A 23,401-nucleotide genomic window follows, 5' to 3' on the forward strand; every position below is an offset into this window, starting at 1 on the left:
TGCTAGATGCAAGTTTTCAGCTTACCTGCTTTGTATACCAATTAGATAGCTAGGGGTTGAAAGGTTTAGATTCTTCATCTGGCCAATTAAAACAAATTCGCCATTGCTTATTTATCCGAATGCTATATTGACCTTTTCGATCACCCTCTAAAGACTCAAAATGGTTGCTCGGTAGTTTCATAAGAGATTCTTTGTTAGTAGCGGCTTCTAATATATCAAGTCGTTTATATGCTTGATCTGTAAAAGCCTGAAACTCTTTTACCCTCTCACCTAAAGCAAAGCGCTCCGTCCTTTTATCTTTAAATTTGGGATATCTGTCTGACGGAGACATAAATTACTAATGGTAAATATTATGCTTTACGTAACTCATAATTTACTCTATTTACGATAGCACAATTAATATCCGCATAGCATATCAGTCCTTCTCAATAGCAGGGGCGACATTACCAAGTTGGATCACTAAACAAATTAATCGTCAATTCCTCGCGCGGCGGTACTGCGTTGATACAAGCGCGAACGACCTCTCCATCCTCTAATTCGACGGTGCAAGCGTGACAAGATCCCATGAGACAACCGGTGGGAATAAATACCCCAGCCCGGTCTGCTACATCTAAGAGGGCTTCTCCCACTTCGGCATCTACTGTGACATCATCTGGTAAAAAGCGGACACGAACAACCATCAATGTTACGCATTTAATAGAGTTGTCATTTGTCAGTAGTCCTTTGTCATTTGCAAATGACCAATGACTAATGACATTTCAACGCATTTTAACTTAAGACAAAAACTGACTTAAGTCTAAATGGCTTTCAACTTCAATGGCTAGAGAGTCCAAAATCTGCTCTCGCTGTTCTCGGTAGTTAGCAACACCGGTGGGCAAAGATTTTAAACCCCGCTGTTGACGGAGGCGATTTAACCAAGCGCGTCGCCAAGGCCCATTGTCAAAAAGCCCGTGGAGGTAACTTCCCCACACTGATTGACAACTATCTACTAACCCTAAATTAATATCGTCAAATAGGGCATGGTAAGATTGGGGATCTATTCCTTGCTGTTCGATGCGCGATCGCCCTTGGTGGATTTCAAAGCCATTAACTGGCAAACCTTGTTGGGGATAATTTGAGCTAACTTGACGCTGGCGGGCGATTTTTTGTCCTGTAATTACAGTTCTGATTGGTAAAAGATTTAACCCTTGAAATCTGCCAGCTTGTCCCTCTATCCCTTCTGGATCGGCAATGATTTGACCGAGCATTTGATAGCCACCGCAGATACCTAAAACCGTTCCCCCAGAAGCAGCATAGTTTTGGATAGCTTCTGCCATACCGCTTTTTTGCAGCAGTAGCAAGTCAGTAATTGTGGTCTTTGTACCTGGGATAATCACAGCATCAGGATGTCCCAAATCTTGCTTAGGACTTAAGTATTTAATTGAAACTGTACTTTCTGATTCCAGTGGGTCAAAGTCGGTGAAATTGGCAATTCTTGGTAAGCGGATGACGGCAATGTTGAGGTCAGTTTGGGCTTTATTCGACGACGATTGACGTTCTAGCAGGTCAAGGGAGTCTTCTGCTGGAAACATTTCTTGCAAGTAAGGTATAACACCGATAACGGGGATCTTTGTGCGTTCTTCTAACCATTTTATCCCCGGATCTAAGAGCGATCGCTGTCCTCGAAACTTATTAATTACTATACCTTTAATTAAGGCGCGTTCATCTGGTTCCAATAACTCTAATGTGCCAACAACATGGGCAAAAGCACCACCCCGATCAATATCAACTACTAACATGGTTGGCGCATTCAAATATTTTGCCACCCGCATATTAGTTAAGTCGCGGTGCTTGAGGTTAATTTCCGCTGGACTACCAGCACCTTCACAAACCAGCATGTCAAATTCTGTTCCTAAATGCTGTAGCGATTCTTCAATTGTCCGCCACCCCAGTTCAAAATATTGCTCGTAGTAATCTGAGGCACTCACTTTGCCTACAGACCTACCTTTGATAATTACTTGGGAAGTCATATCCCCTTGGGGTTTGAGTAAAATTGGGTTCATTTCTACCCAAGGCACAACTCCCGCCGCCCAAGCTTGCACTGCTTGGGCGTAGCCAATTTCTCCACCACTGGAAGTGACATAAGCATTTAAAGCCATATTTTGACCTTTAAAGGGAGCCACTCGCCAACCACGCCGCGACAGAATGCGACAAATAGCTGTAGTTAAAAGTGATTTCCCTGCATGGGATGTTGTTCCCACTACCATAATTGATTTCATAGTTGCTATCACTTAGTTTTTCAAGATACAAAGTTAATTTTTAGGAGCGAACAACAGGGGGAGCAGGGGGAGTGGAAAAGCAGGGGAGCAGAGGGAGTGGAAAAGCAGGGAGGCAGAGGAGAAAGTTGCAGTAAGTTTTCCCCTCTGCTCCTTTACACCTCTGGCTTTTATGCCCAATGCCCAATGCCGCATCCCCTATACCTAATGCCCACTATAACCATCACAAATTTCAATTAGATGGTTATGGTAAAGACTTCATGAATAGATGTGATGTTTCCGTATATATTGTTCCCTTTGATTCCCTAATCCTAACTCTTGGATTCTTTATTCTAAAAGGGTATCCGCAACCAATGAATCACAGCATCATAAAAACGATCGCGCCATGAAGGAGTACGCCAATTTTTTCCCTGGTACTGTTCCACTAACTGGCGTCCCAAGGGAGTGAGGCGAAAACTATCTGTAATCCCCTGACCATCAACTTCTCGCCGCAATACACCCACTTGAATCAGCCAGCCTAAGGTGTTATCACAGGCTAATTCTGATAAAGGGCGTTTAGTATAGCCCTGCTTGAGTCCATTTTCTAGGGCGATCGCAGTTAATGATACACTCTGGTGTGCCATCACTTCAAATAAAGATAAATTGAAGGGCGAACACACTAGCGATCGCTCGGCTCTTTCTACTGTGCTTTGAGGATAGACAAAAATATTTGGGTTTTCGGAATCAACAGCAGCCATTGTGTGTGGGGAGAAATTTTTCTTCTAATAAAGATTAATTTCAGAATATATTTTTTCTTGTATCAAATACCCCATTAAACCAAAATTAGTTACCGAAAGTATATTTAGGCTATTTTTTAGTAATTATATTTAATCATTATAAATTAATGTAAAATTTCAAGTGCATCAACAATCTGAAACAGGAAAAGTTTATTATGCCTCTAGCAGTTGGTACGGATGCACCTGCATTTACCGCCAAAGATACAAACGGCAACACAGTCTCTTTATCTGATTTTGCCGGAAAGACGGTTGTTTTGTATTTTTACCCCAAAGATGATACGCCAGGCTGCACCAAACAAGCCTGTAGTTTCCGGGATGCCCAGTCTCAATATCAAGGTAAAGATATTGCAATCTTGGGAGTGAGTGCAGATGATGAAGTCTCCCATCAAGCATTCACCCAAAAATATAATTTGAATTTTCCCCTACTGGCTGACAGCGATAAATCCCTCATCAAAGCTTTCGATGTGGATGGCGGCGGTTATGCCAAGCGCGTCACTTATGTAATTGACCCCAGCGGCAAAATTACCCATGTTGACGCTAATGTAAATACCAGCAACCATGCTAGCGATATTTTAGCTGCGGTTGGACTGTAGTTTTTTACCTGATAATTCAGGATTTTTTAAATAGTTTCAACCCCAAGTCCTAAAGGCTTGGGGTTCTTTGTTTGATTCAGTTACCTGATGGTGGAGTCACCGATGGCGATGTCACTGATGGTAGTATAGTCGTTGGCAAATTATTGAGGGTTGGTTGCTGTTCTTGACCTTGAATTAGTCTTTGTTGCCTTGCTTTAAAGGCTGCTGCTGCTGAGTCTAGTTGTTGGTTCTGTTGGTTAGAATCCCAGTTGAGATTCCCGAAATTTGCCCGATGAATCAGATCAAACATATTGAAATTGTCTGAGTTGGAACGGGAGAAAGGATCGGTATTTTGGTCTGTTGTACTATTACTGGGGAAGGCATCCGTTGGGCTGCTGATTTGAGCGGAACTTGGTTGAGCCATGATCATGGAAGCAAAGCTAATTCCTGCCGCCGTAGCTACAAAGAGTCTAGTAATTTGTAAAAATGGTTTTTTCATGTGGTTTTGATCCTACCTAAAATTTATCTATTTTATCCTTTTAAGCAAGAGTCCGCCGCAGTTGGGGTTGAATACTCACTAAGGCGACTAGGGCAAAGCCAAACAACACCAGCAATGCTCCCCCAAAGGTAACATTACCCCAAGGAGCCTGCATCACTACACTACCTAGCCCCCAACTACTGTGGAAATAGAGATAGCGGATTGGTTCGATCGCATAGCTGAGAGGATTTAGGGTAGCCACAACCTGTAACCACTGAGGCATGAAGGATAGAGGTGCTAAAGCAGTACTAGCAAACAATAATGGTAGGTTAGTGACGAAAATCACTGCAATCAATTCAATGTGTCCGGGTAAAGCGAAAGCTAAACCGAGGGAGATAGCTGTTACACCCAAAGCTAAGAGTAAGACAATTAGAGCGATCGCACTTAAACCCGCTATATTTGGTAGTCCAGCGCCCAAAAATGCTGCTGCTGCAACGATTACCGCTGCTTGCAACAAACTTTGGCTGATGATGAAAATTGCCGAAGCAAAAACAATGGAAAACCGTGATGCTAAGGGTGCTACCAGCAAACGATTCAAAAAGCCGAACTCGCGGTCAAACATTACAGGTAAACCAGCATTCAGCGCCCCAGCAAAGGCTGTAAATACAATGATGCCAGCCGCCAAAAATTGACCGTAATTTGTTGTATTGCCAAATATCCCCTTGGGAGCATTTTGGAACAAAGCACCAAATAGCACTAACCACATCACCGGCTGAATAATTCCGGCAATCAAAGATGAGGGACGGCGTTGCAACTGAATAAACAAGCGACGAGTTAAAGCCAATGTCTCTTGTACCAATTCGCCGAAAAAATTAGGTGCAGCATTAGCATCTGCTTGCGGCGATGCTAGCGGCTGCCAATTGATATCAGATTTAGGAGTAACACTCATGATTGGGGATTGGGGATTGGGGATTAGAGATTAGGGATTAGGGATTAAGGATTGGGGATTAGGGATTGGCAAAACTCTTTCCCAGTCCCCAGTCCCCAGTCCCCAGTCCCTATCTCATATTCTGCTTTTTCTCAGCTTTGGGATCGCGGGTGGCGACGGCTGCTAGTTCTGCATCTAATAAGGTGCGTCCTGTGGCAGCGAGATAAACGTCATCGAGGCTGGGGCGAGATTGGGCGATGCCAAATATGGGCAAACCCGCAGTATTCAGCGCTTGCTGTATGTTAATAAGAACATCATTCTGAGGTGTCACTACCAAGTTGAGCGAATTACCTTGAGCGCTGTTGATGATGACTTCTTGGACAAAAGGCAAAGGTTTCAGGAGGTTTTTAGCTGTTTCAGCCTCCTCAATCGGGGAAAACTCGCGGATTCGCAAGGTGATGCGATCGCCCCCTACTTGATCTTTTAATTGTGAAGGTGTACCACTTGCAATTACAACGCCGCGATCTATAATTGCCACGCGATCGGCTAAAGCGTCAATTTCTTCTAAGTAATGGCTGGTAATTACTACCGTCGTCCCAGAGGCGCGTAATTTTCTGAGGAACTCCCATACCACAAAACGGGTTTCTATGTCAAGTCCTACAGTTGGCTCGTCCAACACCAAAACATCCGGTGCATGGAGCAATCCAGCAGCCAAGTCTAGGCGCTTGCGTAAACCGCCTGAGTAAGTTCCTGTCTTTTTGTTGGCGTATTCTTGCAAACCGAGTAAATCTAATACCGTTTCAATACGCTGTTTGGCTACTGCGCCTGGGAGGTGATAAAGTGCTGCTTGCAATTGCAGCAGTTCTTTTCCAGTCAACACCTTATCTATAGCGACTTCCTGAGCTACGTAGCCTAGTCGTTGTCTTGCCACTTTCGGATTATCTAACACAGAGATGCCAGATACTTCGATTTTGCCAGCATCCGGTGTGGTCAGCGTACACAAAGCACGCAAGGTTGTAGTTTTACCAGCACCGTTAGGGCCAAGTAAACCAAAAATTTCTCCTGGTTCTACCTGAAAGGAAACATCTTGGACGGCAACCACTGTACCGTAACGTTTTTGCAGATTTTGAATTAAAACGGCGGGAGCCATGACAGCCGATCCCCAACTATACAAATCTCAATGAAGTCTATCCTTATTGTAGAAGGTAGAGAGCAAGGAAATAGCGCATGAGCGAAAATCTGTAAACAAGTTCGCATCATGCGCTATGCTGCCAAAAATTTTTAATTATTCTAAACAAGTTGGTTGATTGCGTTTGTAGCGAAACAAACCAAATACTACAGCAACTAATCCTAAACCTGGAAGATTTGCAGGCTCTGGAACCTTAGTATGTGTGGGAGGCTTCGGTGGATTGTAGTACTTTGTTGGGACATTTGGCAGATCGCCATTAAATAGATAGTTGTGAGATTCGCCATTTCCTGTCAAAGAAGCTACGACTACATTGCCGTTAACTTGACCGTTATTGAAATTGAAATTAGCCAAAGGCGCAAGAATACTACCTTGGATGCCAATTCCACTAGCAGTTAGGTTTGTTGCTTCATAAAAGTTGTAAATTACCTTTTGTTTATCTGCGCCAATGATATTAAACCCAAAGTTTTGCAGCGACACATCCTTACCGCTGATATTGACAACGATAGTTGAATTTGCATCCCCTTTAATTTCAAAATAGTTTGTCTTGGAAACAGATGAGCCTGCAAGATTAAAAACATTGAAAGCAGTACCACTGCCACTAAGGTTAATAGCACCCCAAGGTTGAACTGTTGTGCTACCAGTAGGAGTTAAGGTTGCCAAATATTCAGATAGCCCTCGCAGTTCTTTCCCTGCTTCATTGAAGTCGATGGGATTACTCTTGCTGAGAGTTCCTTGAGGAAATCCCACATTGCTGGATACATTGGCGCTGCCTCCATAGACAGCATTACCGTGGTATACTTGACCGTTGCTCAGAGTTAAATTCTGTCCAGCGACGACTACGTTGCCGCTATTGCCAGAAAGTCTGCTTCCAAGTCCGCCGATGAAATTTATGTTACCGCCAGCAGCAACTTTCCCTTCAATATCTGTATATTTTTGAGAGATATCTCCCAAAACAAATACATTGTAATCAGAGGCAGCACCTAACTCAACTGCATTCGCTCTTGCTGATAAACCCAGTCCTAGAGTGACTACAATCGGAGCTGCTACTAACCCCCTATAATATGTTTTTGATTTCATCTTCTAGTTTATTAATCATCAACATTATCCTATGGGTATAAATTAAAGATTGCACTAGTCTACTAGCTATTTTTATTGAAGTTTCACACTGGTATAACTACTGTATATTTTTCCCTAAATCATCCGAAAAACCGCACATTTACTATTGACTTCATCAATTAAAATTTTATGAAAAAGAATTTAGTAGTTATAACGTTATTTCACAACCTTCAAAGTTTTGAGGCTAATATCATTGCAACCGCTGATAAATCCCCCCATAGCCTGGATTTGTTGTAGGTATTCAAGGACAGATTTGGTAATGACTTCTCCTGGCATTAACACAGGAATTCCAGGGAAATAGGAACCTTTATTGTAGAAGGTAGAGAACAAAGTTGATCTGGATTTAAAGTTGCTTTATCAAACAATTCAACAATAGGTACAGCTAGAGCAGAGGAGCAAAAAGAATCTTTATCCTTTGCCCCTTTGCTTTTTATTGACAAGATGGGTAATTGAGCAGAACCTAAAAATTACCCATTCATAAATTCCAGTTAACTTCATAGACCGCTTTATCGACTAGGGCGGATATATCCTTCTGCTTCTAATTTTTTTAAAGCTCTTTCGACTGCTACTTTTCCATATCTTATACCAATAGCAGTAGATTCCTGAGTAATTTGGGGAATAACAGTAATTGTTTTTTGTCCTAAAGGTGTCTGATAAAATGCAATAATTTGTTTGATTTCCTCATTAGTAAAGTATTTATTATAAATAGGAATAAACTCATCTACCATATCATCTATCTTGAGTTCAGCAGCAAAAGTATCCCAAATTTTTTGAGGAACTTCAGGATATTCGGACTTGAAATTAATTAATAATTGAGGAATGATCTGTCTAGAAATATCTTTGGCACCAGTTATCTCTAACAATTTCTTGATATTATTAGTTTTTTCTATTTCTTGAGCATTACTACTTGGTGCAATAGTATTAGTTGGACTTTGAGCAAAAGCAGCTCTATTGAAGGTCGTTACTAAGGAAAGTACAACTGCTGCTACGAACAAAAAACTTTTCTTCATTGATTTAAATTTATTTTTAAGAGAGGATTATTTAGGTAAGTTTGACAAACGAAGAACCATTGTGAGTAATGGTCTCAAATTATTATCCTTAAATTTACCATATAAGTCATTCTTTTACTACCTTTAGGGTGCGTAAACTACTATCAGCACAACCACTGATCAATCCTCCCACTGCCTCGATTTGTTGCAGATAGTCAAGGACGGGTTTGGTGATGACTTCTCCCGGCATTAACACAGGAATTCCTGGGGGATAGGGACAGACAATTTCGGCACAGATGCGTTTATTGGTCTTTGTCAAAGGTAGTATTTCACTAATAGCAAAAAAGGCTTCACGGGGAGAACAACATAAAGCATGACACTGTGTAGTGAAAAGCTCCTGCCAAAGATGGCTTTTAACAGTTAAGTTGCTTCGGCGATATTCTTTGGCGAGGGTGGTGAAACCTTGCACTAATTGTTCAATATCGGCTGGGGTGTTGCCTAAACTAATGATAAAACTGAGATGTTGTAGTGAGGCGAATTCAGCAGTAACACCTAATTTCTCATCGAGAATCTCATCTGCTTCAAATCCGGTTAAACCTAAACCAGAAACAGTCACAGTTAGTCGCGTTTTATCTAAAGTTATAAAGCCGGGAGAACCTTCCAAACGAGACATTTCCAAAACAGATAATCCAGGAATTTGACTGATTTTTGTTCTTGCTTCTTGGGCAAGTTGCAAAGTGCGAGACATCAACATTTTTCCGTGGAGTGCCATTTGCTGACGTGCTGCATCTAAAGAAGCTAAAAGTAAATAACTAGGACTGGTAGATTGTACGAGTTGCAAAGCTTTACTAATGCGATCGCCATCAATCCTGTTACCTTGAACGTGCAACATCGATGCTTGTGTCATCGCACCAAGTACCTTATGGATGGATTGTACAGTTAAATCTGCACCTGCGGCTAAAGCTGGAGTGGGTAATTCTGGATGAAAGGCAAAGTGTGCGCCGTGTGCCTCATCTATGAGTAGAGGGATATTATATTGATGTGTGATGTTGGCGATCGCCCTTAAATCTCCACAAACGCCGTAATATGTTGGGTAAACTATCAATACTGCTTTCGCATCTGGATGTTGTTGAAGTGCAGATTGTACAGCATTAGGTGTGATGCTGTGGGCAATATCTAAAACTGGATCGTATTCAGGATTGAGAAAAATTGGTATTGCACCGGAGAGAATTAAACCTGCGATCGCAGAAGAATGCACATTGCGAGGCAGAATGATTTTATCGCCCATACCACAGGTAGCGATAATTGCCGCTTCAATACCACAGGTAGAACCATTGACAAGGAACCATGTTTGCGAAGCGCCAAAAGCTGCTGCTGCTAGTTGTTGTGCTTCTTGAATAACGCCTTGGGGTGCAAAGAGATTATCTAAATCTGCTAATTCGGTTAAATCAGCGCGAAAGATTTTTGTACCAAGTAAATCAGCCAAGGGTTGAGAAATTCCTTCACCTTGTTTGTGTCCTGGGGTGTAAAAAGGTGCATGGGGTCTTGCTGCATTGGCTTTTAAGGCATCTAATAAGGGTGTTTGGTTTTGATTGAGCATTAAAAAAAACAAACCGTTAAGATAACTCCAAAAAATAAATTATCCAATATTATGGGGTGGACATCTTGCCATTAGTGTCAAGTTAAGGCAGAAGCCCAAATGTCAAAGGTAAGTAACTACGCAAAATTAATTACAATCATTGCAAGCGAAGCGTTCGCAATGACATTGTGTAATGAATTATGTTTACCTACTTATGTTCATCGAATTCGGGGTGTCGTTTCTTGAATTCGGGCAGCCGTTTCTTGAATTCGGGCAGCCGTTTCTTGAATTCGGGCAGTCGTTTCTTGAATTCGGGCAGCCGTTTCTTGAATTCGGGCAGTCGTTTCTTGAATTCGGGCAGCCGTTTCTTGAATTCGGGCAGTCGTTTCTTGAATTCGGGGTGTCGTTTATTAAATTCGGGCAGCCGTTTCTTGAATTCGGGGTGTCGTTTATCGAATTCGGGCAGCCGTTTATTATTTTTGTTCAATTAGTTTTACATTATGATTTGGCAATTGCCGAATTTTTTACTTAAAGGTTCTGCGGGTTTAATAAGTAATCAAACGGATATGATATAATTCCTTACTTTCAAGAATTAGCTTCTTACTGCACGCTCTCTCACCCATTGTTTTAACAGAGGAATTTCAAAATCATATCCTCCATTGATTTTGTGTAAAATATGATAACGCAACAAGCGGGTTAATACCTTTTCAGCAATTTCAGTACTTATAGGTAATAAAATATCTGTCTTGGCAACTTGTAATAATAATTCTTGACCAATTACCATTTCTTCTGGTGTAGTTCCTGTAAATTCTGTCCAAATATTTGTAAAATAAGGCTGGCCGGAAATAAATGCGTCATTAATAGAAGCTTGCAAGAGTTCAGCAGTAATAAAATCAGTATGGTTAAAGTTAGCTTGATTTACCATTGATGCGCCCAATAATTGTAGGCAGTAAGGGTGACAATTGGTAATATTTAATACTTCTTCTACAATCTCTGGAGCGTAACGCAGTGCAAAAGCTGGATCTGGATTAAGCAGTAATTCCTCAGCTTCATTATCTTCAAGATAAAGCATTTCTATTGGGACAACGCTGATAAAATAGCTACTCCAATTTGGGCCTAATTCCTCTAAAGTTTGCACCCCAGAAAAGAGAAAACCGAGTTGTTCATAATGTTGAATTAAGTGCCGCAGTTCGTCAAATAAACGTAAAGTTATCTGTCCATTTTGGATAGCGGTACCGATTTTTTCAAATTCATCAAGGTTGAGAAGGATGCGCCGTTCTCCGATTTGGGCAAGTGCTTCATCCAACCAATCTTCTAAAGTGGTATAGGGACTAGCTTGAAAATCGGTGCGTTTAGGAATGTTTGGTAATTGAACGCCTTGACTTTTGCAGTCTTTATGAATTGCACGGACTAAGCCAAAGCAAAAGTCAGATTCGTTGGTGGTAATGGCGGAACTTTGCATATCCACAAATACGGGAATGATATCACTGGGAAGCAGGCGGGGAAAGTTATACAAAAAGGAAGTTTTACCACAGCGACGGGGGCCATGCAGCACAAGGGTAGGTCGGTCACGGTCTAAAACTCGACGGACAATTTCATTGGCAAATCTCTGACGACCTTTAAACAAGTTCTTTTGGTCAAGTCGCACCGGATTTCCATATTGGAACGGGTTGATTAGCTCGCCTTGAGAGAGTTGGTGTTGTTCATTTTGTTCCAGTTCAATAACCCTTTGCCAATGTTCCAGTACAGGTGTCCAGCGTTTGATGGCTTCGTCTTTAAGTCCCAGAGAGGATAATTGAGATTGTAATCGAACAAGCTTGTTATTGATTTTTTCTAATCCTCGTTCTCGTAGGGGTATATTTTGATTCTCAAGTGCAGATTGAATATCTTGAATAATAGTTTGCAAACGAGGGAGAAGGATAGAAAGTTCAGGTTTAACCTTTGGTAAAGGTGTTTCTGGAGTGGGGGTATCGCTGTCAGAATCAAGGTGATAGAAGGGGGAAATCAGGAAGGGTAATATGGGATGGTCTGAGTTGATAGTAAAGATTAGTTCTGGAATACTTTGAATTTGCTGGAGTTGGTCGGCGACAATTTGTGGTAAGGCATTTTGCAGGGTTATTTGAAATCCTGGTAAAGAAAAAGTTTGGGTATATTGAAAGATTGTTAAGGCTTGTTGAGGTCTTTGACAAAATTCAGAAACAAGAAGTTGAGTATGATTAGGTAAAGGTATCCACAGGAGTTCGCTAGTGTAAGGAGGTAATTGAAAAAGTATTTTTACTGTTTGGGGACGTAACCGCCTAATTGTTGAATCTGAAAATCTGAAAAGTTTTAGTAAATAATGAGGAAATATATAATAACTACCTAAAGAGATAAAGTAATAATCAGGAAATATTCTGTAATAGCTGACTAAGGTTACAGGGATAATTAATGCAGAACGCCATCCTAAATTTTGGGCAGAAAGAGCTATTAAAATCACTGTAGTGGTGATAAAAACTCTGTTGTTTTTTGCTGATGCAAGAGTAAAAGCGATTAAACTTGCAACAACCGAAAACCAGGTAAGCGGTAAAGTAGCAACTCCCGCCACTCCCACGGCCACGACTCCCGCCACGACCACCGCCACGACTCCTGTCACGACTCCCATCACGACTCCCGCCACGACTACCGCCACCTCTGTTGGCACTCCGACCACCACGACCACCGCCAAGACTACCGCCACGACTACCGCCACGACTACCGCCACGACTACCGTCACGACTACCGCCACGACTACCGTCACGGCTACCGCTACGTCTACCGCCAAGACTACCGCCACGACTACCGCCACGAATCCCGCATCATCACTATTTTCTATAATTTCTCTTGTTATAAATAGGAAAATGCCTGTCATTCCACTTACTAACAACAGAAACAACCAGTTTTGAGTTGCTAACCACGCTCCTACTAACATCACACTGATTGTTCCTCCCACCACCATCACATTACGACCAAGGGAAAGAAGTTCTTTTTTTAACAGTTGCAATATTAACCAAACAGTTAATGATACAGATACTCCAAAAACTGCAAAACCTATCCCTATTTGAGGTAGAAGAGGTAAAACTCTAATAGCTTCTATTAAGCCCTTTAACCAGCTATCAGGCTGATTTAATACAACTATCAACCACAACAAAGGGATAACCAGTCCTAAAGGTAGAAATAAAACTCCTGTCGTATAAGCAATTAACATTACACAAGGTAACTGTAGCCAATCTAACAAGTGATTACGCTCAATCAGTCTTAAAATAAGAGGAATATTACAAATAAATAATAGTAATAAATACTGACTAATAAATCGTAAGTTTCCATACAACAAAATATCAAAAAAACTTGTGCATGGTCTGCGTCCATTTTTTTCTTTTTGAGGCGACCATTCATTCATTCGTTGCTGAAGCCTTGAAGGACAAAACATTGCCCACCAAAATAGTTCCCAAGTTTCTCGCAAAAACAGCAACATTTTTTCTATTTAATGTTTGAATCTTTGGCTACTTGCTTTATCTTTGACCTTTCACAAACTCTGCAAATACACTGCTAAATAAATCCCGATTCTTCCGTAATAACCCATGACGCTGAAGCCTATCTACAATTGCCAAATCAGGAATAGGTAAGTTACCCCCTCTCAATTCATAACGTAATGCTAAACGTTCAACTTCGGTTAAATCTTTCCAAATTTCTTCAAAACGAGGCTTTGCTTGAAAATTAAACTCATTTTTAGCTATTTCTTGATTCCTATTTTGCCACAACATAGCCCCCGCCATCTGCACATAATAGGGCAACCCTCCTGCTAACTCATCCACCCATTGTAATACCGCAGAATTAGGCAGAAATCCTTTCTGGATGATGCTTTGCCAAGCTTCCTCCTCTAATGCCCCTAAAATAGTCGTACTGAAAATATTGGCAAAGGGAGAACCCAGACTCAAAGTTTCGTAAACTTCATTAAGAGGGCGTTTGCTGGCAATTACCATTGTTAATAAACCCGCAGAAGCCTTAGAACGCCAATCTTCTCCCCAATCCTGAAACAATTCCAATCTATCTTTTTTACTAGCAATGGCTTCAAACTCATCCAATAAAATAATTAAACGATACCCTTGATCTACTAAAAACTGTAAGCCATCTTCTACTGCAAAGCCATCTTCATTATCTTCCTTTGACCAAGGAAAATTCCCTGTTAGTTTGTAAATCCCTCGCCTTAAGCCTTCAATAATCCCCTCTGGAGTATGAAAATTCCCATTCGTTAAATCTAAGAAAACAACTAAAGGCTTTTGTTCTGACGAACAAAATTCGCTGATTCTTTCTTTGATATATCGCAATAGAGAGGTTTTTCCATTGCGCCGCAAGCCTACCAAATTGACACATTGAGGACTAATTGCGCCAATGCGGTTTTTAATCTCTAAAATCTCTCTTCTCCGTCCGTAAAAACGTTGTGGAGAAACAGGAGAACCATATTCAAATGGATTATCACCTTTGGGCTTTGGCTGATGAAATTGTTGATTGAGTAGGGCAATTTCAGGAAACTGTTGCACAATAACTTGAGCCGAAACAGCCCGCCCTCCTAAATCGTTACCCTCATCACGGGAAAGATGCACAATTCCACAAACTTTACCTGTTAGTAAATTTAGCAAAGGCGATCCACTAAACCCTGAGATAACTTGCCCTTGCTTTAATTTATAGAGAATAATATCCTGTTTAAAACTTCTTCCTTCATATTTAAAACTTGCTGAATCCCCCAGCGAATAATCAACTTCGCTATTCTTCGGATAACCGAAAATATATAAATCATCGTTGGTTTTTGGTTCTGTGTCATCCAATTCAACACAGGGATGATCCAAACAATCCTTGTCCAGTCGTAAAAGAGCTAAATCAAGGGGATATTTGCATAATTGTGTGACTTTAGCTGTGTAATTCTGGTTTCCTGCTTTCCAGAATACTTCCACAGGATTATCTTTTGCAGATTCGACCACATGAGCGCAGGTGAGAATCCAATTCGGTGCAACAAAAAAACCTGTTCCCTGACTACTGGCAACATTTAAACGCACTGTACAGCGTTGTAAATCGTCTTCGTTACCCATTAATCGCTCTCACGTAGCATCTTTGTAAAGAGATTACCACAACTGTAAGACAATCAACTGTTATTTATCCCATTCCATCGTAATTTCCAGGTTAGCTGTGCCTGTTCCTTTCACAATTAAAGCGGTTAGTTGTCCTGACTCAACTCCAATTTGTAAACCTAGTTTGACACTAAATTTATCTGGTTTGACTGTCTCGCTAATATATTTTAATGTACCTGCGACATCTTCAGCAATGGATTTAATAATTTCTGTGGCTTGTTTAAAAACTCTGGTTTCATCAGAAACAGGTTGTTCCCCTATAGGCGTAACCTCTACTTTAATTATTTTGCCGTCAGAAAGTTGAAAGGAAATAATTTTGGTTTTATCTGCCATACTTAATTCTTTTCTGTTAATTTTTCGTACAAGGATCTTCCTGAAGAATGAGAGGAAGGTATATGGTACTGTTACATTTTTTGGGCGCGATTAATTTAAATCTGGTAAGAATTAATAATATGCTACACGTTACTTTGATCATTTCATTTTTTGAAAGGTTTCAGAACTTTATAAGCAGTAATTACAGCCTAAGTATTTTATATAGCGGTTCTCAGTTGAGTTAGGTACAATAACCCCACCCCCAACCCCTCTCGAAAACGAAAGCTGTTTTATTCCCTCAAAGGCTCAAAAAAGACTTGTGTTCTGAACGAAAGTACTTGTGTTCTGAACGAAAAGACTTGTGTTCTGGACGAAAGTCCTTGTGTTCTGGACGAAAGTCCTTGTGTTCTGAATGAATGGACTTGTGTTCTGGACGAAAGTCCTCGTGTTCTGGACGAAAGTCCTTGTGTTCTGGACGAAAGTCCTTGTGTTCTGAACGAAAGTCCTTGTGTTCTGGACGAAAGTACTTGTGTGTACACCGTAGGTTCTTCGAGAGGGGACTATGATGTACCTTATGTGATTAGGAAAGGCTATATAACTTTGTATACGTAGCAGATTATTAGCGTTTACCCTTTAGAAAAAAAGTTTTTGGTTTACTGTTCAGGATTGAGAAAAATTGGTATTGCACGTAGAGGCGCAAAGGACATAGAGGAAGAAGAGACTTGTTACGCAGAATGCTATGCTTGCGTTAAAATCCGTAAGTCCTGCATAGCTGACTAGATGAGACCTTATCATCAAATCCCGATTTTTGAGTGTGGTGAACCGCTAGTAGCGATTCCTTTAGAATTGTTTACGGTGGAATCTCCCCATCCTTATGAAAAATTAGGTGCGCCCTATGGCGATCGCTCCCCCTATTATCTCCGTCAAAGCGTTATTGAAAATTTGCTCCAAGCCCAAAATTATCTTAATCTCCTGCATCCTAACTGGCATATCCAAATTTTTGATGCTTATCGCCCGATCGCAGTCCAGCAGTTTATGGTAGATTACAGCTTCGCCCAAGCAGTGCAGGATAGAGGACTGACTAATGTAGAGTTATCATCAAACCAACGCCAAGAGATTTGGGAAGCGGTTTATGCAATTTGGGCTGCACCAAGTTTGGATGAAAAAACTCCGCCTCCTCACAGTACGGGTGGGGCGGTAGATGTGACGCTGGTGGATGATGCAGGGAAAATAGTAAATATGGGTTCGCCGATTGATGAAATGTCAGAGCGATCGCACCCAGATTATTATGCCAATAGCGATCGCCCAGAAACGCAAAAGTATCATGTTCACCGTCAGTTATTGCAAGATGTAATGTTAAAAGTCGGCTTTCAACGCAATCCTAGAGAGTGGTGGCATTTTTCTGTCGGCGATCAAATGTGGGCTTGGCTGAATAATCAATTTAATCCAGCTAATCCTGTTACCGCACGTTATGGGCGTCTTCCATAGATGCGTTATGCATCTTGAGGATTTAACTCTCTTAACTCGTCGGTGGTGTAAGTACCAATAGGAGTCCAAACTAGATAGGGAAGGAGTAACAGCGCCGCCATTAGAGAAATCGGTAAAACGCAGATTGCCAGGACAACGGCTAAAATTAAACCGATTAGCCCAAGAATTTCGCCGATTTTGAGACTGCGAAATCTTAACATTAGCGGTAGATAGGCGACGGTGATAATTTCTACCACGAGATACAAAGCCATTAATAGCCAAGTAATTAGGCTTCCGGGGTTTTTTTGCCAGACAATAGTAGCTGAAGCTGCACCACTGATAAAAATCACAGTCCAGATGACCGGAATCAGCGGCTCAAAAACTAGCCAGCGAGGGCGACTTAAGCGTGCAAACCATTTAACATCACGTGGCGTGATCAAGAAACTACCAAGGGCGACAAAGAAAGTTACAGCCCCAATTATTATCCAAGATGGAATCATAATGCACTCAAGTTTTGTGTATTTTGTCAAGTCATACACTGCAAGTTTGACAATTTAGACTAGATGTTTAATCATTCTCTGGTGCGATTCTTAGGCATCTTGAGGATTGAGACGGATCATCTGCCAAGTGGTATAAGTACCAATGGGACTCCAGAGCAAATAAGGAACTAGTAATAGTGCTGCCCAACTAGAAAACCCTAAGACTGCAAGTATCAATAAAGCATTAATAATCAAACCTGTGCCACCGAGAATTGTGCCCACTTTCAGACTGCGAAGCTTAAACATTACAGGCGTATAGGCAATGGTAACAATTTCTAATAGCAGATATAAACCCATGATTAACCAGGTTGAGGTGCTTCCTGGGTCTTTTTCCCAGACAATATAAGCTGACCAAGCACCGCAAATAAATATTACAGTCCAAATAATCGGAATTGCACCCTCAAAAGTTAGCCATCTTGGTCGTTGTAAACGCTTGAACCATTGGCGATCGCTTGGCGTAATCACGTTCGCTGCTAAAGCAACCAAGAAAGCCACGCCCCCAATCACCATCCAAGATTTAATCATGTCGGTTAGTCCTTTACAAGCGCTATCTATCGCTTAATATCACTCTTTATAGTGTGATTTTGTCAATTTAATTGCTAATTACTCATCATCCCTGAGTTTGAACCCTTCACATCATTTAGCAGGATTTTAAATTATCGGAATTGGGAATTGGGAATGGGGCATTGAGCATTGCTATCGCTTTGGAGGCGTTGGCGTAGCCTGCCGTAGGCATCGCTTTATACAACAACTCTATTTTTTTTGGTGGGGTGCGGCTCGTTCTAACTAAGAGCTTCTCTAGAGAGGTATGAGTTAAGTAGAGCAAGCTATATTTAATCAGTCCCAATCCAACGTTTGATATGAGCAATTTCGCCGAAACTGTAAAGCATTTTTACTCTCAAGGCTACCCAAGAGTTTACGATCAAGGTCAGTTATTAAATATTGAATCACTTCGGATATTCCAACCCACGTCTTTTCATGTTCATGGGCTAGTTCTTCCAAGAGTAGAAAATCTTAATCAAGAAGAGTTTGGTTCCGTTGATGACTATGATCAATGGGTACGTCAGGTAAGGTTTAGCTTTCATCTTGAAGGTATTGAAAGATGGCTTTACGATATGCGGAAATCTTCAGCACTAGAAATAGCACCAGATAGTTTCTGGGAAGCCTATAACTTCTATAAGAATACGATTGAGGCAGCAGATATTGGAAGCGTTTTTGGTTTAAGAATTACGATTCAAGGAGAAGATACACTAGCCGTTCGGGTAATAACAGATGGTTCAGATGGATGGCTTGAAGTCTTTGATGGATTGGGAAATAACCTTGGAGCGGCACGGACTCTTGGTTGGTGCGTTCCTCCTGGGAGTGGGATTGCTTGGCGAGCAACTAATGTCATTCGTGAGTATGTTCGCAAAAAACCTCGGTTTCCACCAGAACTTTCCTAGATCAATTAAATAGTAAGTAAACTTACTCATACCTTTCTATAATTCTTGCTGATGTGGCAGTTTAACGCTTTCTAACTGCAAGTCCTAAATCAACCAGCCACACTTCACCAGGTTTCAGGTTCAATCAATCAAATCCAATACTTTTTGTTCAACCACTCTGGAACGAAGAATATCTAGAGCATCCTGGTCTGCCAGTTCAATAATCTCTGCAAGGCATTGCCGCACTTGTTGAGCAATGTCAGGTTGCCATTGACGTAGTTTTGTTTCGATTTCTTGGAGTAAAGCATCCATTTCAAGTTTCCATAACAAGATGTCGTATTTGCTTCTATGTTAAGGTATCTGCCAGCAAGCTAGCGTTGGTCATGATGCAGTTTTGTCAGGTAGTGATCGCACTCTGCAAGGGGACAATAGCATATATGCTGAGATTTCCTAGATGACGAGAGTTAGGATCAAAAGGTAGTCTGTTGCAGACAAGCTAACTATATGACATCGACATCACGTGTTGTTCATAGCGACCCCGATATATTGGGAGGAACCCCTGTTTTTATTGGTACTCGTGTGCCGATAAAAACTTTGCTCGATTATCTGGAAGCAGGTGACTCACTAGATGAGTTTCTAGACCATTTTCCCAGTGTCAAACGTGAGCAAGCGATCGCTTTATGCAACAACTCTATTCTTTTTGTTAAGAATCAATTTCAGCCAAGGGACATGATTAGGGTGACTTTTTCAGTGACACGCGATTTGAATGCTATTTTTCCAGATGCGATCGCCAAACCGCGTTCTGATTGGGATTGTTCCAGGGATGCCAGGTATACCCCGTAAAACACGTAGCGATTTCACGCCCTGGTACAAGGCAATGGCCGTGACGACGCTTGAATTTCATTTGTGCGAAGTGGTCTTCCAATAGGAAAATAGATGAAGCAGTAGTAACCATCAAGCTATATGTTTGAAATTAATGTGTTAAATCATTTCTTGTTAAAAAAGCCTGCTTCGGTATCTCATCAACACTCCGAGCAGATCAATCTACTTTTGTAAATCTAAAATCTACTCTAAAAGAAGCTCTTATGGGTGTAAAAGTCATAATAATTCGTAATTGATAATGACGCTTGCGGACTCGCTAACGTAATTTGTAGTTGTAATCACTGCTTGCTCCGTACTCTCTTAATTACGAATTACGAATATAGCAAGTAAGGATAAATAAAATGTCATTTATTATGCAAACTTCTGGAACTCTTACTGGTTTAGATATCTTGGTAGTTGAGGATGATGATGATACTCGCTTTTTTATCACTACTGTCTTGGAAATGGATGGAGCAACAGTTATAGCAGTGATATCAGCAGCAGATGCACGTAATGTATTGTCCGAATTACAACCTGATGTTTTAATTAGTGATATTGGGTTGCCTGGGGAGGATGGCTACACTTTCATCTCCAAATTCCGTGCGCTTAAACCAAATAATTCTGGACGAGTCCCGGCTATTGCTTTAACAGCCTTTGCTGATAGTGAGGCTCGTATCCGTGCCTTGGAAGCTGGTTTTGACACTCATATATCTAAACCGGTCGCTCCAGAAGAACTAGTTGAGATAGTGGCTAATTTGGTTGCTTCTTGTCATTGGTAATTATTCTCATCGGTCTTGATAGTCTTCAGAAGACTTTGGATCTAACTCCCAGCGATCGCCATCACGATCCTCTAGAATATCGTTAGTATGTAGAAACTCAGAATCAGCCATTTCTAGCCCTACTGCTGCTTCTAAGTCCTCAGTTACATTTTGGTCGGGAGTGGAAGTACTACCACCAACAGCTTCATCCCCAACTGCATCTGCATCTTGCCAATAAGCATCGACATCTCCACCAGTCAGTTTCGGACTAGTTTCTGTATACTCGTCCCTTTCGTCCTGCATAGAGCGTCCGCCAATATTGTATCCCGGCAAGTCTTTCACACCAGTACCGTAGGATTCGGTAATCTCTTGTGGCAAATCATTACTTTTAATTTTGTCATTATGATTTTTTTCTGCCATGATACTAGCCCTTTTCTGCATTCTTACAATAACGTTTTCTTGTCACCAATTTGTCTAACTAGAGGTGTATAGCTGATAAAATAATCTATCCCCTGAGAACGACGCTAAACTAGCGATCGCGCCATAAGATTATAGCTATGAATTCATGGTCAAGGAACTTGTAGTTGAAGTTATGAGATAGAAGTTATCCAACCAAAATTATTAATTAGCGAACTTCTAACTCATAACTATTTTCTGCTAGACAAAAATAGGTAGAACAAAATAAAGTTTTAAGTTTAGCATTGTTAACTTAGTATTCATACTTTCTAATTACCTAAATGCTAAACAATGGAATACTCAAAAATTATCTTAGTAACGGAGGCAGATAATGAGGATAAGTAATTCAAAATTGTTTATTCAGTAAAAAGTATGGCTATTTAACTGTCTTCATCGATAAATATTGTTGTAACTAGTTAAAGACTAGAAAAATAAAAACGTAACACCATTTATGACTGAACATAACAATCATCCAGGTAAGAAAAAAGTTGCTATCCTTATTGAACAAGCAGTAGAGGATGCAGAATTTACAGTTCCATATAATGGATTCAAACAAGCAGGAATAGAGGTGGTAGTCCTTGGTTCCCGAGTGAATGAAAAATATAAGGGTAAACTCGGCAAACTTAGCATAGAAGCTGATGGTACCACAACGGAAGCGATCGCAGCTGAATTTGATGCAGTAGTGATTCCCGGTGGTATGGCTCCCGACAAAATGCGACGCAACCCCAACACAGTACGTTTCGTACAAGAGGCTATTCAACAAGGAAAATTAGTCGCTGCGGTTTGTCACGGGCCACAAGTTTTGATTGAAGGCGACTTGCTTAAAGGCAAACAATCCACTGGGTTTAGCGCTATTGCCAAGGATATAACTAATGCCGGCGCAAATTATTTAGATGAGCCGTTGGTAGTTGACGGGAATTTGATTACATCTCGCGAACCTGGAGACTTGGCAATTTTCACCACAGCTATTTTGAACCGTTTGGGCTATGGTGGCAAAGATGCTGCATTGCCAAATGAAAAAGACACAACTGCTGAATGGTGGAAACTAGCTGATGCTTGGGGTGGTTCAACTAAGGGTGATATTAGCAAAGGTTTAAATACTGCTCTTACTGGTGAACGTTATTCACTTGAAGCATTTGAGAAGTACTTTGAAAAAGCATCAGATAGCGAAATTAAATCACTTTTTCAAAAAATCATTGCTAATAAACAACGCCACATCGAAAAACTCGAAACCTATCTTCAGCGTTTGGGTGAGAAACCCTCTTTAGCGTCAAATATTGCCAATCAGTATGCCAAGGTAAAAACTGCCTTGACAGGAAGTGATGACATATATCAGTTACGTTCCGCTTTGGGGGATGTGCAAACGGGTATTGGCGACATTGGTAATTTGTCTGTGATGTTCACCGATCCGGTAGCAACTGCTATTTTCAAAGAAATTTACCAGGATTTATCAAAATCCGAACAGCAATTAGTAGAGTTGTATCGGGCGCGGATAACCACTCAGGTTCAGCCTCCTAAGCCGACTACAGGGGCAGTTATATCAATGTAACCAATCGCAGAGGTGCATACTCCGACGATGGAGAAGTAACCTATGCGTAGCTTATTGTGAGTATTTGCGTCTTGGTTATTTTACAAGATATCTGGTGAAAAAGAATGTGTAGAGACGTAACACTGTCACGTCTCTACAGTAATTCTGGATAACGCATATTTAAGTGGAGTTATCTGGAGTTATCTACTGTATGTAATGGAGAAATAAAAAAGTGACTTCGACATCAGGCGATAAATCTACTACCGGTCAAGGTGAAGCTGGTGAAACAGAGCGTTGGGCATCTCTCATCGGTGGCGGTGCTATGGTGTTGATGGGTTTAAAGCAAGGTTCTTTGCGGGGAGTGCTAACAGCCTTGGCTGGTGGTGGTTTGATTTATCAAGGTGCAACTAAACAAAGCACAATCCAGCAAGCACAGGAAGCAATAGGAATAAACCAACCCATCAAAATTGAAAAGACGGTAACAATTAATAAATCGGCAGAAGAATTGTATCGTTTTTGGCACAACTTTGAGAATTTGCCCACATTTATGAAGCATCTCAAATCTGTAAAGGTGTATAATGAAAAACGTTCTCATTGGATAGCGAATGCACCCTTGGGTAATAGTGTGGAATGGGATGCAGAAGTTCTCGAAGACCGGGAAAATGAATTTATCTCTTGGGCTTCTGTAGAAGGTGCAGATATTGATAATTCTGGTTTTGTCCGCTTTAAAAAAGCACCAGGCGATCGCGGCACAGAAGTAAAGATTGTCTTGGAGTATAACCCACCAGGTGGTGCATTGGGAGCTACCGTAGCCAAACTTTTCGGTGAAGAACCAGAACAGCAAGTTGGTGATGAATTGCATCGCTTCAAGATGCTAATGGAAGCAGGTGAAATTGCGACCACAGAAGGTCAAGCAAGTGGACGCAAATAGTTTCCATAATTAGCACTGAAAAAGGGATTGATAGCGATCGCTTTCCCAAGTGCCTGAAAATGACCAAAAAGTTTGCCAAAGCAGAAGTGAATAAGTTAATGCTGG

General features: G+C 41.1%; 24 protein-coding genes and 2 pseudogenes. 9 read left to right on the top strand and 17 right to left on the bottom strand.

What is annotated here, in order from left to right; translation table 11 throughout:
• Positions 1–49: 49 nt before the first annotated feature.
• The 4 genes from HWQ58_RS15130 to HWQ58_RS15145 form a co-directional block, all read right to left on the bottom strand.
• Positions 50–331, bottom strand: a complete 282-nt coding sequence (locus tag HWQ58_RS15130; RefSeq protein ID WP_292863818.1) for a type II toxin-antitoxin system RelE/ParE family toxin — start codon at positions 329–331, stop codon at positions 50–52.
• 112 nt (positions 332–443) lie between these two features.
• On the bottom strand, positions 444–680 hold the full coding sequence (locus tag HWQ58_RS15135) for a 2Fe-2S iron-sulfur cluster-binding protein (protein WP_292863821.1): 237 nt from the start codon (positions 678–680) through the stop codon (positions 444–446).
• Positions 681–773: 93 nt separating this feature from the next.
• The gene (gene cobQ, locus HWQ58_RS15140; protein WP_292863824.1) at positions 774–2,258 is read right to left on the bottom strand and encodes a cobyric acid synthase CobQ; all 1,485 of its coding nucleotides are present in this window, start codon (positions 2,256–2,258) and stop codon (positions 774–776) included.
• A gap of 329 nt (positions 2,259–2,587) precedes the next feature.
• Positions 2,588–2,992, bottom strand: coding sequence for an Npun_F0494 family protein (locus HWQ58_RS15145; RefSeq protein WP_292863828.1), 405 nt, complete (start codon positions 2,990–2,992; stop codon positions 2,588–2,590).
• A 194-nt stretch (positions 2,993–3,186) separates the two neighbouring features.
• On the opposite strand from HWQ58_RS15145, the gene HWQ58_RS15150 reads away from it, so the two are divergent.
• On the top strand, positions 3,187–3,624 hold the full coding sequence (locus HWQ58_RS15150) for a peroxiredoxin (RefSeq protein WP_292863831.1): 438 nt from the start codon (positions 3,187–3,189) through the stop codon (positions 3,622–3,624).
• A 76-nt stretch (positions 3,625–3,700) separates the two neighbouring features.
• Here HWQ58_RS15150 and HWQ58_RS15155 read toward each other — a convergent pair whose 3' ends face one another.
• From HWQ58_RS15155 to HWQ58_RS15180, 6 genes are all read right to left on the bottom strand, one after another.
• Positions 3,701–4,102 carry a hypothetical protein gene (locus HWQ58_RS15155; protein WP_292863834.1) on the bottom strand — a complete coding sequence of 134 codons (402 nt, stop codon included), beginning with the start codon at positions 4,100–4,102 and terminating at the stop codon, positions 3,701–3,703.
• Between the two features lie 40 nt (positions 4,103–4,142).
• The gene (locus HWQ58_RS15160) at positions 4,143–5,030 is read right to left on the bottom strand and encodes an ABC transporter permease (protein WP_292863837.1); all 888 of its coding nucleotides are present in this window, start codon (positions 5,028–5,030) and stop codon (positions 4,143–4,145) included.
• A 109-nt stretch (positions 5,031–5,139) separates the two neighbouring features.
• The gene (locus tag HWQ58_RS15165; protein ID WP_292863841.1) at positions 5,140–6,159 is read right to left on the bottom strand and encodes an ABC transporter ATP-binding protein; all 1,020 of its coding nucleotides are present in this window, start codon (positions 6,157–6,159) and stop codon (positions 5,140–5,142) included.
• Between the two features lie 135 nt (positions 6,160–6,294).
• Positions 6,295–7,275: a choice-of-anchor A family protein gene (locus HWQ58_RS15170; RefSeq protein ID WP_292863844.1), complete on the bottom strand. Its 981-nt coding sequence runs from the start codon at positions 7,273–7,275 to the stop codon at positions 6,295–6,297.
• Positions 7,276–7,820: 545 nt separating this feature from the next.
• A complete protein-coding gene (locus HWQ58_RS15175; RefSeq protein WP_292863847.1) occupies positions 7,821–8,324 on the bottom strand; it encodes a DUF2059 domain-containing protein in 504 nt (167 codons plus the stop codon).
• Positions 8,325–8,430: 106 nt separating this feature from the next.
• Positions 8,431–9,903, bottom strand: coding sequence for an aminotransferase class I/II-fold pyridoxal phosphate-dependent enzyme (locus HWQ58_RS15180; RefSeq protein ID WP_292863850.1), 1,473 nt, complete (start codon positions 9,901–9,903; stop codon positions 8,431–8,433).
• Positions 9,904–10,096: 193 nt separating this feature from the next.
• Here HWQ58_RS15180 and HWQ58_RS15185 point away from each other — a divergent pair, with 193 nt between their 5' ends.
• Positions 10,097–10,414, top strand: coding sequence for a hypothetical protein (locus HWQ58_RS15185; protein ID WP_292863852.1), 318 nt, complete (start codon positions 10,097–10,099; stop codon positions 10,412–10,414).
• 60 nt (positions 10,415–10,474) lie between these two features.
• Here HWQ58_RS15185 and HWQ58_RS15190 read toward each other — a convergent pair whose 3' ends face one another.
• From HWQ58_RS15190 to HWQ58_RS15200, 3 genes are read right to left on the bottom strand one after another with little or no spacing between them, the layout of a single operon-like run.
• Positions 10,475–13,372, bottom strand: coding sequence for an AAA family ATPase (locus tag HWQ58_RS15190; protein ID WP_292863854.1), 2,898 nt, complete (start codon positions 13,370–13,372; stop codon positions 10,475–10,477).
• A 37-nt stretch (positions 13,373–13,409) separates the two neighbouring features.
• Positions 13,410–14,984, bottom strand: a complete 1,575-nt coding sequence (locus tag HWQ58_RS15195; protein ID WP_292863856.1) for a trypsin-like peptidase domain-containing protein — start codon at positions 14,982–14,984, stop codon at positions 13,410–13,412.
• A gap of 60 nt (positions 14,985–15,044) precedes the next feature.
• Positions 15,045–15,356, bottom strand: coding sequence for a CU044_2847 family protein (locus HWQ58_RS15200; RefSeq protein ID WP_292863858.1), 312 nt, complete (start codon positions 15,354–15,356; stop codon positions 15,045–15,047).
• Between the two features lie 759 nt (positions 15,357–16,115).
• Here HWQ58_RS15200 and HWQ58_RS15205 point away from each other — a divergent pair.
• Complete coding sequence (locus HWQ58_RS15205; protein WP_292863860.1) at positions 16,116–16,823, top strand: M15 family metallopeptidase; 708 nt, start codon at positions 16,116–16,118, stop codon at positions 16,821–16,823.
• A 5-nt stretch (positions 16,824–16,828) separates the two neighbouring features.
• On the opposite strand, the gene HWQ58_RS15210 is transcribed toward HWQ58_RS15205, so the two are convergent.
• Together HWQ58_RS15210 and HWQ58_RS15215 are read right to left on the bottom strand one after the other, a co-directional pair.
• Positions 16,829–17,302: a TspO/MBR family protein gene (locus HWQ58_RS15210; protein WP_292863862.1), complete on the bottom strand. Its 474-nt coding sequence runs from the start codon at positions 17,300–17,302 to the stop codon at positions 16,829–16,831.
• Positions 17,303–17,392: 90 nt separating this feature from the next.
• Positions 17,393–17,866 carry a TspO/MBR family protein gene (locus HWQ58_RS15215; RefSeq protein ID WP_292863864.1) on the bottom strand — a complete coding sequence of 158 codons (474 nt, stop codon included), beginning with the start codon at positions 17,864–17,866 and terminating at the stop codon, positions 17,393–17,395.
• 335 nt (positions 17,867–18,201) lie between these two features.
• On the opposite strand from HWQ58_RS15215, the gene HWQ58_RS15220 reads away from it, so the two are divergent.
• Entirely contained in the window at positions 18,202–18,783 is a 582-nt protein-coding gene (locus HWQ58_RS15220; RefSeq protein ID WP_292863866.1) for a hypothetical protein, read from the top strand.
• Positions 18,784–18,903: 120 nt separating this feature from the next.
• On the opposite strand, the gene HWQ58_RS15225 is transcribed toward HWQ58_RS15220, so the two are convergent.
• A complete protein-coding gene (locus tag HWQ58_RS15225; protein ID WP_292863868.1) occupies positions 18,904–19,074 on the bottom strand; it encodes a hypothetical protein in 171 nt (56 codons plus the stop codon).
• A gap of 192 nt (positions 19,075–19,266) precedes the next feature.
• Here HWQ58_RS15225 and HWQ58_RS15230 point away from each other — a divergent pair.
• From HWQ58_RS15230 to HWQ58_RS15240, 3 genes and pseudogenes are all read left to right on the top strand, one after another.
• Positions 19,267–19,440 (top strand): annotated as a pseudogene (locus HWQ58_RS15230) (DUF433 domain-containing protein); the annotation flags it as partial.
• Positions 19,441–19,467: 27 nt separating this feature from the next.
• Positions 19,468–19,575, top strand: a pseudogene (locus tag HWQ58_RS15235) (chorismate mutase); the annotation flags it as partial.
• A 410-nt stretch (positions 19,576–19,985) separates the two neighbouring features.
• On the top strand, positions 19,986–20,402 hold the full coding sequence (locus tag HWQ58_RS15240) for a response regulator (protein WP_292863870.1): 417 nt from the start codon (positions 19,986–19,988) through the stop codon (positions 20,400–20,402).
• Positions 20,403–20,408: 6 nt separating this feature from the next.
• Here the strand turns inward: HWQ58_RS15240 and HWQ58_RS15245 are convergent, their stop codons facing one another.
• Positions 20,409–20,801: a DUF6335 family protein gene (locus HWQ58_RS15245; protein WP_292783360.1), complete on the bottom strand. Its 393-nt coding sequence runs from the start codon at positions 20,799–20,801 to the stop codon at positions 20,409–20,411.
• A gap of 487 nt (positions 20,802–21,288) precedes the next feature.
• Here HWQ58_RS15245 and HWQ58_RS15250 point away from each other — a divergent pair, with 487 nt between their 5' ends.
• Together HWQ58_RS15250 and HWQ58_RS15255 are read left to right on the top strand one after the other, a co-directional pair.
• The gene (locus tag HWQ58_RS15250) at positions 21,289–22,386 is read left to right on the top strand and encodes a DJ-1/PfpI/YhbO family deglycase/protease (protein ID WP_292863871.1); all 1,098 of its coding nucleotides are present in this window, start codon (positions 21,289–21,291) and stop codon (positions 22,384–22,386) included.
• A 211-nt stretch (positions 22,387–22,597) separates the two neighbouring features.
• Positions 22,598–23,296, top strand: coding sequence for an SRPBCC family protein (locus HWQ58_RS15255; RefSeq protein WP_292863873.1), 699 nt, complete (start codon positions 22,598–22,600; stop codon positions 23,294–23,296).
• Positions 23,297–23,401: the final 105 nt, after the last annotated feature.

It is taken from the genome of Nostoc sp. LPT, assembly GCF_017115165.1.
Lineage (GTDB): Bacteria > Cyanobacteriota > Cyanobacteriia > Cyanobacteriales > Nostocaceae > Nostoc.

What these genes read in the sequence shown, in the direction of transcription:
- HWQ58_RS15205 (WP_292863860.1), top strand. Translation starts at nt 16,116, where the DNA reads ATGAGACCTTATCATCAAATCCCGATTTTTGAGTGTGGTGAACCGCTA.
- HWQ58_RS15175 (WP_292863847.1), bottom strand. Translation starts at nt 8,324, where the DNA reads ATGAAGAAAAGTTTTTTGTTCGTAGCAGCAGTTGTACTTTCCTTAGTA.
- HWQ58_RS15170 (WP_292863844.1), bottom strand. Translation starts at nt 7,275, where the DNA reads ATGAAATCAAAAACATATTATAGGGGGTTAGTAGCAGCTCCGATTGTA.
- HWQ58_RS15155 (WP_292863834.1), bottom strand. Translation starts at nt 4,102, where the DNA reads ATGAAAAAACCATTTTTACAAATTACTAGACTCTTTGTAGCTACGGCG.
- HWQ58_RS15150 (WP_292863831.1), top strand. Translation starts at nt 3,187, where the DNA reads ATGCCTCTAGCAGTTGGTACGGATGCACCTGCATTTACCGCCAAAGAT.
- HWQ58_RS15225 (WP_292863868.1), bottom strand. Translation starts at nt 19,074, where the DNA reads ATGGATGCTTTACTCCAAGAAATCGAAACAAAACTACGTCAATGGCAA.
- HWQ58_RS15240 (WP_292863870.1), top strand. Translation starts at nt 19,986, where the DNA reads ATGTCATTTATTATGCAAACTTCTGGAACTCTTACTGGTTTAGATATC.
- HWQ58_RS15215 (WP_292863864.1), bottom strand. Translation starts at nt 17,866, where the DNA reads ATGATTAAATCTTGGATGGTGATTGGGGGCGTGGCTTTCTTGGTTGCT.
- HWQ58_RS15165 (WP_292863841.1), bottom strand. Translation starts at nt 6,159, where the DNA reads ATGGCTCCCGCCGTTTTAATTCAAAATCTGCAAAAACGTTACGGTACA.
- HWQ58_RS15195 (WP_292863856.1), bottom strand. Translation starts at nt 14,984, where the DNA reads ATGGGTAACGAAGACGATTTACAACGCTGTACAGTGCGTTTAAATGTT.
- HWQ58_RS15210 (WP_292863862.1), bottom strand. Translation starts at nt 17,302, where the DNA reads ATGATTCCATCTTGGATAATAATTGGGGCTGTAACTTTCTTTGTCGCC.
- HWQ58_RS15160 (WP_292863837.1), bottom strand. Translation starts at nt 5,030, where the DNA reads ATGAGTGTTACTCCTAAATCTGATATCAATTGGCAGCCGCTAGCATCG.
- HWQ58_RS15130 (WP_292863818.1), bottom strand. Translation starts at nt 331, where the DNA reads ATGTCTCCGTCAGACAGATATCCCAAATTTAAAGATAAAAGGACGGAG.
- HWQ58_RS15180 (WP_292863850.1), bottom strand. Translation starts at nt 9,903, where the DNA reads ATGCTCAATCAAAACCAAACACCCTTATTAGATGCCTTAAAAGCCAAT.
- HWQ58_RS15200 (WP_292863858.1), bottom strand. Translation starts at nt 15,356, where the DNA reads ATGGCAGATAAAACCAAAATTATTTCCTTTCAACTTTCTGACGGCAAA.
- HWQ58_RS15250 (WP_292863871.1), top strand. Translation starts at nt 21,289, where the DNA reads ATGACTGAACATAACAATCATCCAGGTAAGAAAAAAGTTGCTATCCTT.
- HWQ58_RS15135 (WP_292863821.1), bottom strand. Translation starts at nt 680, where the DNA reads ATGGTTGTTCGTGTCCGCTTTTTACCAGATGATGTCACAGTAGATGCC.
- HWQ58_RS15245 (WP_292783360.1), bottom strand. Translation starts at nt 20,801, where the DNA reads ATGGCAGAAAAAAATCATAATGACAAAATTAAAAGTAATGATTTGCCA.
- HWQ58_RS15185 (WP_292863852.1), top strand. Translation starts at nt 10,097, where the DNA reads ATGTTCATCGAATTCGGGGTGTCGTTTCTTGAATTCGGGCAGCCGTTT.
- cobQ (WP_292863824.1), bottom strand. Translation starts at nt 2,258, where the DNA reads ATGAAATCAATTATGGTAGTGGGAACAACATCCCATGCAGGGAAATCA.
- HWQ58_RS15145 (WP_292863828.1), bottom strand. Translation starts at nt 2,992, where the DNA reads ATGGCTGCTGTTGATTCCGAAAACCCAAATATTTTTGTCTATCCTCAA.
- HWQ58_RS15220 (WP_292863866.1), top strand. Translation starts at nt 18,202, where the DNA reads ATGAGCAATTTCGCCGAAACTGTAAAGCATTTTTACTCTCAAGGCTAC.
- HWQ58_RS15190 (WP_292863854.1), bottom strand. Translation starts at nt 13,372, where the DNA reads ATGTTGCTGTTTTTGCGAGAAACTTGGGAACTATTTTGGTGGGCAATG.